Genomic DNA, 9,482 nt, shown 5'->3' with positions numbered 1-9,482 from the left:
CGACGCATGAACCTGAACGACGACGTCGTTTATCGCTGCCTGCGGCTCGGGCTGCTCCACCAGCTTCATCCCCGCCGTTCCCGCAGCCTGGTCCGTTACGACGATCGCCTTCATCTGAATCGTCTCCTCGGTTGCTTGTCTCTTTGCTGGATATGTTCCAGCGATAAAAGCCCGTTCGACATCTCATGCCAGCGGTAGGGGTAGCTTCCGAAAGCGAAGGTGCAAGATTGTTTTTGCGAGTGGCGATGTGACCTCGCTTCCCGAGCCGCTCGGTGCAGGGCAGTCGCTTGACCAGTATCAAGCAGCTGCGCTAGGCCGGTACCGCGGTGATCGTCGACGCCAACCTGAAGAGCGGCTCCATCGCTGAGAGCTGCCGTGGCGCACATCCGTCAGGCGGGATGTCGCACCGCGGTGCCTTGATTATTGTCGATAATGTACCGCCAGAACCCATCCGCGCCGCGCCGCATGATGTCGCTCGCTGTGCCGTGCATGTGCACGATCTTGCCGTCAGGACCTGTTCCGTCAATTGACCAGTCCAGCACGATCTGGGCGGTGTCGCCGCCGACGAACACATGGCGCACATTTGCCTTCAGCGGCAGGCCGAGCTTGATATCGCGCTCGAGTATGGCCGTGAACTCGGCGCGATCAGTGATGGTTCGCCCGTCGTTCGCGACGAATACCGCCTCCGGGGCGTACAAGGCCATCATTGCCTCGATCTTTCCGGAGTTAAATCGCTTGACCAGAGACGGGATAACGCCTTCGGGCTCAGTTGGGAGTGGAAAGCTCTCGGACATCAGGGGGCTCCGTTTTCTGCTGGGCGCTATTCGGTCAAATTTGCGAACGTCGCAGTTATTGATCGCAGTGCCGGACGAATTTTTCCAATAGCCGGCGCGTATAGTTTTCATAGCGGCCGGGAATTGTGCCGCGACGGTCCTCATCGCCATTCGTAAATCATGGCAAGTTGCGCAGGCCGCGACGGCATTACGCCGCGCGGTGAGCGGCAAGGACGATCGCCTATCGATTCCAAGGCGAGAGGTAATTTCCCTCGCCGGGATTCGACCGTCACAGTGTGAGATCGCTGTCAGAAGCGCCTACAACCTGAAGCGAGACTGCAAATGACCACTCCTACAAACCAGAGACGGCGAGTTCATCGCCACGAGATGCAGCCGTTTGTAGAGCCTTGCGGCCGCGGCTTGCGCGCTGGCGCCTTCGCCCGTCTGGCTGATCGCTGCCCGCGTCGCGCAGGAAGCGGCCGCAGCGATCGTAACCCCCGCCAGCCTCGCCCTGATCGGGGCCACCTATCCGCGCGGAGCGGAACCCGGCGATCGGCATATGGGCCGCGGCATCGGCTCTCACCACCGCCGGAGGTCCTGTCCTGGGCGGCTGGCTGACCGAGACCTTTGGTTGGCCCTCCGTGTTCTGGATCAACCCGCCGCTCGCGCTCATTGCAGCGGGGGTTCTGCTGGTCTTCGCGCCGAAAGATGGCCGCATCCAGCGCAAATTCGTGATTGGCGCCGCGATCCTCGCTTCAGCGATCGGGGCGGTCGCCTGGGCGCTCAGCCAGATCGGCCCCGGTGAAGCTCAGGCCGCCGCGGACGCTCCAGCCGATCGGGCACGGTGCTCACGATCGTCGCCGGGCTTGGCATTGTCGGGCTCGCCGTCTACGCGTTCTGGGAGCTCAGAAGCAAACACCCGATGACGCCGCCTCGCCTCGTGGAGAACCGCGCCTTCCTCGGGCTGAACGTCGCCACCCTGCTGGTCTATGCGGCGGCTTCGATCATGTTCTTTCTGCTACCCTTTGAGCTCGTCGACGGACCTTACTACCTCGCCATGACCATACCCGTGATGGTGCTCGGTGCGGGGGTCGTCACCATCGGCATACTTGGATGGGTTTGTTTGGGCGTGATCACCCTCGGTGGCACGGGCTGATGTGGTGGGCCACAGAACGCGCTGGGGGAAGCTCTCTTAGTGTTGAGAGCCGAACGCTGTTCACCGCACGAGGTCCGTTGTGGGTCAACAGCGCCATTTGGCTGATCGGTCGATCACTTCCGCTCTCCCCCGATAAATCGGACCATTTCGAAGTTAAGCCGAACTTCGCATTTGGGCCAACACCGGAAGCTCTCGCACTCGATGACCTCGTCGGCGCGGTCCACCCGATATCCTATACATTCGTACGCTCGCTCGGGTGCAGGGATCGGAGAGTGGCGTGGCTGGATCGGGCGCCAGCGGACATCAACATCACTGCAGGAGCGGCGACCAGGAGATAGCAGGCGGCCCCGATCCTGAGCGTCGTATCGATACTGAAGGCAATGCTGGTGGCAACGGCGACACTTGCGGCGAGCACGCCCGCAGCACCGTTGATGCCCCAGAACCATGGCGTGGGGCCCGTGCTGATTGTTGAGACCAGTCGCATGCCGGTGGGAAATCCAAAGCCCATCAGGAACCCTGCCGGCGCCAGGACAAGAACACACAGGCCGGCGCGAATGAGCAGGCCCGCGCCATCAAGATCAACCAAGAGCGGAGGCAGCCAGAACGGCAACGCGAACAAGTAAGCGGCACTCGCCACGCTCCAGGCCAAGAGCTTGCCTGTTCCGACAAGGCGGATGCGCTCGGATGCCAGGCTGCCGAAGCCTGTCCACAGGATCAGGCTGAACAGAACGACACTCAACGCGTAGACGGGATGACCGAGGAAGACGCTCATTCGCTGCAGCAAAGCGATCTCGACCATCATGAACCCGCTTCCGATCAGAACGAAATAAATGGAGCCGCCCACGGCCAGCTGCCAGCCGGCTTCTCTGACCGTCGGCCGCAGCGGAACAATGATCGTAGCGGCGACCAGCGCGACCGAGATCAGAACGAGCATGGCAAGGGTCAGCGTCGCGATCAGGTTGCCCGCGAACACGCCGATGTGGGTGAAGTGCGAGAACACGTCCGCGTCAAACAGCGTAGCGAACCACAACTGGTTGAAGAAGAAAGGGCGCGCATCGGTCGGCGGCGTGAGGTCGAGATAGAAGCCGGTGGTCGCCCGGTCGAGCATGCGACGGTCCGTAGCACTGACGATCCGCCCAAGCACGGCGGATGGCGCGGACGTGTCCGGGCTTAACAGCACCGTGAATTCATTGGCATTGGCGGCAACCTCGAGCGCCCTGAGCGCCGCCGGCGAGAGCGGCGACTTCGTCACGATCAGTGTCGCAACCTTCCCGGCTGCGGCGAGAAAGAGGTGGCGGCGGGGCTTGGCGGCGCCGCTTGCAAGAAGGGTTGCGACGGCAAGGCTGACCAATCGCCCGGTCTCGTTCACTTCGCCGGGCGCGTACCAGCGGCTCACCGTGAACAGGCCACTTGGGGTAAGCCGATCGAGAAAGCGTTGCCAGGCCTCGACTGTGTAGAGACCATTTTCTGTGAGCGTGAAGGCGCCGGCACCTGTCGCCGCCCAGGTATCGATCAGGCTCATCTGGATGACATCGAAGGAGCGCGGTGTGCGGGCAAACCAGCTGCGCGCCTCGTCGACCTCGAACTTCACCCCATCCAATGCGGCAACGGCCGAATAGCCGGAAAAGTGGCGCTCCAGGACGTCGATAATGATCGGATTGATCTCGACGCCCGTCACGTCCCTCAGGCCGAAGAGGCGTTGCGACAGGACGTCCCGACCGCCGCCCACGCCGATCACGGCACCCGTTTTCAGGCCCGGAATGGCATAGGCAAGGTTGGTCACGTCATAGCGCAGGAACTCCAGGTTCGCGAGGACCCCATCGAAGCGGTATAGGGCGGTGCCGGCGCCGCCGTCGATATTCAGCGCGCGCTGCTCGATGGTCGATTGCGGCAAGCGAGCCGAGGCGCCGAACATCGCCGGCGGGACGGTTTCGCTCCGACTGACGGTGATGCGGGAAAACGAATTCCAGCGATCGAACGCAAGGTCGGCCGGCGTTTCCACGTGATCCTTGATGATCAGCGGTCGAACGCCATAGGTCGTGAGCGTGTTCGCAATCGCAAAGAGTAGGCAGCCTATGAAAATGCTTCGGCGGTAGCGAAAGAGCTTTGACCCGAGCGACGTGGGTTCGGGCAGGGTGCCGAGTCCGGAGCCGGCGAAGCCGAGTGCGGCGAGCCCGATGAGCGCGCCGATCCACAACACCGCTGATGGCCCGCTCATCAAATTTAGGAGCATGAGGACACCGATGGACCCAGCGGCCGCACCGATCAGATCCGCTCCGTAGACATTTCCGATTGCATAGGGACTGCGCGTTAGGGCCAGGCTCACGACAACGCCCGAAAAGAAGAATGGAAGGGCAAGACAGAGCGCGAATTCTGTCCAAGCGACCAGGGAGGTGAGGGATGGCGAAGCACCTGTTACCAACGTCAATTGCACGAGCATGGCAAGATCGGTCGTTAATGCGAAGGCCAGCGCCGCCACAGCCAGGTCGTAGGACAGTTGCGCCGGTCTGAACCTCTCCCTGCGCAAATAGACAAAAACCGCGCCGGCGGTCAGGCCGAACATGGCAATGCTGATGACAAAGAAGGCCAGGTGGTACCATGAGACAACAGAAATGATTCTGGTCTCGATAATCTGCAGCATCAGCGTCGCTGCCGTTACCAAGCCAAGAGCCACATAGAATCGGGCTCTTCGGCCGGTTTCGTCTCGCGATTTCGCTTTCGGTAGATGCACGCGCCCTCCCCGCCGATACGCGGCTGCCGAGCTGGGCCCCAGGGTGATCTGGGTTAGCAATCTTTTCGTACGGCCTTGCGATGGCCCACAATAAACGTTGTCCTTCACTCCACAACAAACGTTACCCAGACAGAACGCAGAGGCATTTGGCGCGGCAATTAGAGCAAAAGTGCGCCTGAACATTTCAGGTTCAACGCGCAGAGAACGCGGCCCCAAGTCGCGGTGGCAGCGTCGCCCGTTCAGCACGCGCGAATGCTATCAAGGCACGCGCCAGAGTAACGCGCCGTATCTGCGAAACTGTCGATTTTTGCAATAGTATCTGCCACAGGTGATAATTCGGAATGAAGAGGCCGCCAACTGAGGCGGCCTTACCGTAGGCCAATCCGGACCACAGCCATTTCCGCGATCTCTCGCGGCTCGCTGATGCCTGTCGCGCCGACCTCGATAGCCTTGCGAGCGACCATATTGCAAAACGGGTCGTTACGATCAACCACGCCCAGCAAGTTTCGAGCGTGGTTGAAGGCCTTGTTCAAAAGCTCGATTTCACCCTGCTTATAGCACTGGATTTTCGTTCACGGCCGGAGAACTACGGAAGGAGCCCTGACCCTTCACGAATGTGCTGCGCTTCGGCACTTGGATCGGCGTCAAAATAAGGATGCCGCCAAGGTGCTGGGGCCATGTTTTTGTTGGCGGTCGCGTGGCAAATCCACGGTCTCAAGCGCATATTCCGGCGATGGCGACAATCGTCCGATGGAATCGCGGCGCCGAGTACCGACGCACGGAAGAGAAGTTCTTGGTGCCGCATACGGGTGACGCGATCTGCACGGTCTGCGGAGCTGCGCTGGAATCATGGTCGGAACGCACCCACGTTCCCATTTATGAATTTGTAGAACCTCCGGACAGAAAGCCGGAGTGATTAGCGTGACGGGCGAAAATCCCTCATGTCTGTTCACGGTCCTTCGCGTCGATCTGACCGTCCGCCGGCCACTTCCGGTCTTCCCGCTTAGCCAACATTCTCAGAGTCCGTCGGCATGTCTCAAACGTGCCAAGAGCGGACTCGTGCACTGCAGCAAACAAAATGATTATTCGCTTAGTCCCATTGGCGCGTTGATCCGCGTTACGGATCGATAAGCACTCCCGGGTTAAGCATGCCTTGCGGATCGAGTTCTCTTTTTGCGGCCCGAAGCGCGGCCGCGAAAAGCCCCGGGCGCTGACGATCGTACCACGGCCGATGATCACGCCCGACAGCGTGATGATGCGTGATCGTACCACCCGCCTCAATCAGCGCGTCGCTGGCCGCATTCTTGATCGCCTGCCACTGCTCTAGAAGAGCACCGTGTCGGCCGAGTGCGTGGAAAGAAAAATAGGGCGCGGGCCCGTCCGGATAGACATGGGTGACGCGGCATGTGACCTCGCCTTTTAGGCCAGTCGCCTCGAAGATCGATCGTTCCGTTGCCGCCTTCACTTTGTCGTGGTTACTTTCGAACCGATCCCAGGTGATAGCGGTCTCAAACGTGTCGTTGATGAGACCAGCCGGCGTCAAAAACTCGCGCGCATGTGGCATGCGAATAAATGCGTTCCGCCAGATCCCTGCTGCGCCTTCGAGATTTGCATCGCCGGCTTTTGCGGCCTCTTGCGTCCCGCCGTGGTCGGCGCAGCATTCGAGCGCACGTGCCATCCAGGCGTCCGGCGAATGGTCGCCGGATTCAAAGCCGAGCACCATGATCGCGACACTGCCGTCGGCCGCACCGGTGTTGAACGCCTCTTGCGCGTCAAGGATGCGGCAGTTCGACGGATAGAGGCCGGCTTGTGCGATGGCGTGCAATGCGCGTGCCGCCCCGAAGAACGACTGGAAACGAACCGATGCGCCGGTACGGAATTTCGGACGTGGCTGCAATCGCATCCAGGCCCGCGAAATCACGCCGAGCGTGCCTTCCGAGCCTATGAACATGCGGTCGGGACTCGGCCCAGCACCCGATCCTGGCAATCGACGCGTTTCCAGTATGCCGCGCGGCGTCACGACGCGCAGGCTTTCGACGAAATCGTCTATATGCGTGTAGAGACTGGCGAAATGACCGCCCGATCGCGTCGCGATCCAGCCCCCAAGGGTTGAATATTCGAAACTCTGCGGAAAATGCCGCAACGTGACGCCGTGCGGCTTAAGCTGGTTCTCCAACGATGGACCATAGGCGCCGCCTTCGATCAGTGCGGCGCACGATATCTGATCTACCTCGACAACCTTACCGAGATTGCGTAGATCAAGTGTGACGGCCGCCTTATAGCGAAGCCCATCGACTCGCGGCTCGACGCCGCCACAGACGCTCGACCCGCCCCCGAACGGCGTCAGCGAGGCGTTGACGCCACCTGCCCAGTCCATCACGGCGGAAATCTCTGCTTCATTGCGTGGATATGCGACCACGTCGGGCGCGCTCTCGTAATCGCCGAGCATGGCTCGCACGTAGTCTGGATAGGATTTGCCGTAGGTATGCGCGACCCGGTCGTAGCGTTCGCTCGTACAGAAAGCGGCGAGTGAGGTCGGCAGCGCAACGCGCGGCGCCCGCAGGTCCAGGTCCTCAAGACGCGGCACGACTTTTGTCTCAAATGCATCGCGCGCGAATTTCGCGTGGTAGCGGCCGAGCACGAAAGCCTGCTCCTCAGCAGTCATGCCTTCGTCTTCGCGGCCCCAGCCGTAATGCTTTAGCCTTGCGCCGCTCATGGCATCCTCCCTGTTTTTCTGTCTGTGATGAGATAGCCGCGATATTCAGCACGCCGCTGCAGTCCTGAGCATTACCTCAACGCGTGCTGAAGGTGAGGCCGGCGCGCTCCTTCAGACGCTTGCGCAACGCCGGCCCCATCAGCGCGCCCGGCGTCCAGGTACCGCCCTCGCCCTGCACTTCGCGCACGAGGCAGAGAGCGCTCTCCGCGATCATCTTGCTGGTTGAGCCGTAGCCAGGATCGCGGTCGCCCGTAACCACCGCCTCGACCCGCCCGCCATCCGGCCGCTCGCCCAGGAAGAGGATGTCGTAGAAGCCCTTCTCGCGCTCATCCCGAGTGGGGCCTCCGCCGGGTTTGAGACCGCCGGTCCTGAACAAGGAAACCATCGTGGCGAACGTCTCCGTTGTCACGCCAGCGATTTCCCCAATTCCCGGCGCGATCATCATCTCGTCGTAAACGAAGTCCGTGCCGTAGGGATGACCCAACAGGAAATTCGTGCGGTGCACGTTCTTGGTGTTGATCGGCGCCATGGGGAACGGTACGAGCCACACGTTCATGCTCGGGTCGTATTCGGGAATGAGGCCCGACGGCTGAGACGGCCCGGTGAACCCCGGCGTCAAGGCGAAGGGATCGGTCAGCAGCCGGATTAGGGCCGGGTCGCGCGCGGCGGCAGCCAACGTCGCCTGAGCGCTCGCCGCGGTGCCGCCAGACATGCCGCCTTTCACCTTGCGCAGGCGGGCTTTGACCCGCCGCGCCGGGCGTCCGAACTTCTCGCGCGCCTTCTCCTGCAACGTGAGAACGCCAAGGTCGAACGGGATGGAATCGAAGCCGCAAGAGAAGACGATACGCGCGCCGGTCCGTTTCGCCTCTGCGTGATGGGCGTCGATCATGCGCCGCATCCAAGCCGGCTCGCCGCACAGATCAACATAGGCCGTGCCCGTAGCCGCGCAGGCCGCCACAAGCTCGGGACCGTGGAGCTGATAAGGCCCGACCGTCGTGATGATCACGACCGCACGCTCGCACATCGAACGCAGGCTGGCCGGCTCGGCGGCATCCACCTTAACCAACGGCAAATCGTCTGGTGCGCCGATGTCGTCACGCACCTTCTGGAGCTTGTCGGTCGAGCGTCCCGCAATCGCCCACGACGGAGCATCCTCGCCGCGATAGGACGTCGCCAGATATTCGGCGATGAGACGGCCGGTGTAACCCGTCGCGCCATAGACGATGAGGTCGAAGTCCCGCTTCACGACGTTGGTCCTCCTCGAGACCCCGGGAGACTGACGCTCAGCACGAGCAGCAGAGGTCTTTTGAGGGTCCGCCGCTTCACCGAACCGTCCCATCGCGTAAACGGAGGATACCACAGTTCCTGCCTTGGCGTGCGCAACGTTCGGTTGGGCTCAAACTGAGAAGAACTCCGTGTGAGCAAATGTCTTCCGAGTTACCCCTGAAAGCGGACATCGCTCACTACGGTCGGCATGTCTCATAGGTGCCATAACCGGAAGCGCTAAATCTGTTACCTCTTGGCGATCAGAACGCCATCGTGCCAATGCGGGGAGCGGCTAGTCCACCACCCGTCAGCACTGTTCGCCCGTCCCTATCGATCGACGCACCGGTCCAATTATAACAATTGTATGACACGCGGGATGCGCCAAAGGCCAGCTGGCCCTCATATTCGACATGGGTGGAACCGAAGATCGGTGCTACGCAGCGCGGGTGGAGAAGAGCACCTTTTGCAGCTTGCCTACTTTCGCGCTGCAACTGCATCGAGACTGCCGTTTGCACTGACTCTCTTCCCTTACTCGCCGTGCTCATGTCGCGGCGCAAGCCCCTAAAATTGATCCGTTCGTGTCGATGAGGACTCACGCTTGAGCCGACATCCAGTTGGAATATTCGAATTTGCAAGTGAGTTTGATCTCAGCGCGAGTAGCGACAGCAGATCTAAACATATGTTAAGGCCGCCGCTTCGCACCGCCCGGAATGAAGTGCCTCACCGCGGGTCATCTGCAGTGACGCGTCCGGGCGGAATGCCGAACTGCCTTCTGGCAACACTGCCGGTATCGGATCTCGATCTGTTGCGGCCCGCGCTGGAGACGGTCGCGCTCGATCA

6 protein-coding genes and 1 pseudogene are annotated in these 9,482 nt (G+C 61.3%); 2 read left to right on the top strand and 5 right to left on the bottom strand.

Features of this window, described 5'->3' with window-relative positions:
• Both ACZXDY_RS43310 and ACZXDY_RS43305 read right to left on the bottom strand, forming a co-directional pair.
• Positions 1-114: pseudogene (locus tag ACZXDY_RS43310) on the bottom strand (NADP-dependent oxidoreductase); the annotation flags it as partial.
• A 275-nt stretch (positions 115-389) separates the two neighbouring features.
• A complete protein-coding gene (locus tag ACZXDY_RS43305; protein ID WP_080663970.1) occupies positions 390-794 on the bottom strand; it encodes a YybH family protein in 405 nt (134 codons plus the stop codon).
• 506 nt (positions 795-1,300) lie between these two features.
• Here ACZXDY_RS43305 and ACZXDY_RS43300 point away from each other — a divergent pair.
• On the top strand, positions 1,301-1,699 hold the full coding sequence (locus ACZXDY_RS43300; RefSeq protein WP_464349703.1) for an MFS transporter: 399 nt from the start codon (positions 1,301-1,303) through the stop codon (positions 1,697-1,699).
• Positions 1,618-1,929 carry a hypothetical protein gene (locus ACZXDY_RS43295; protein ID WP_464349702.1) on the top strand — a complete coding sequence of 104 codons (312 nt, stop codon included), beginning with the start codon at positions 1,618-1,620 and terminating at the stop codon, positions 1,927-1,929. Before ACZXDY_RS43300 ends, ACZXDY_RS43295 begins: the two co-directional genes overlap by 82 nt.
• A gap of 232 nt (positions 1,930-2,161) precedes the next feature.
• On the opposite strand, the gene ACZXDY_RS43290 is transcribed toward ACZXDY_RS43295, so the two are convergent.
• From ACZXDY_RS43290 to ACZXDY_RS43280, 3 genes are all read right to left on the bottom strand, one after another.
• Positions 2,162-4,570, bottom strand: a complete 2,409-nt coding sequence (locus ACZXDY_RS43290; RefSeq protein WP_464349701.1) for a hypothetical protein — start codon at positions 4,568-4,570, stop codon at positions 2,162-2,164.
• A 1,207-nt stretch (positions 4,571-5,777) separates the two neighbouring features.
• A complete protein-coding gene (locus ACZXDY_RS43285; protein ID WP_464349700.1) occupies positions 5,778-7,376 on the bottom strand; it encodes an FAD-binding oxidoreductase in 1,599 nt (532 codons plus the stop codon).
• Between the two features lie 76 nt (positions 7,377-7,452).
• Positions 7,453-8,622: a saccharopine dehydrogenase family protein gene (locus ACZXDY_RS43280; RefSeq protein ID WP_464349699.1), complete on the bottom strand. Its 1,170-nt coding sequence runs from the start codon at positions 8,620-8,622 to the stop codon at positions 7,453-7,455.
• Between the last annotated feature and the right edge of the window lie 860 nt (positions 8,623-9,482).

The sequence above is a fragment of the Bradyrhizobium sp. LeoB3 genome (genome assembly GCF_055456055.1).
Note: the sequence above shows the minus strand (reverse complement) of the source record. Positions and strands in the feature narration are given on the sequence as shown.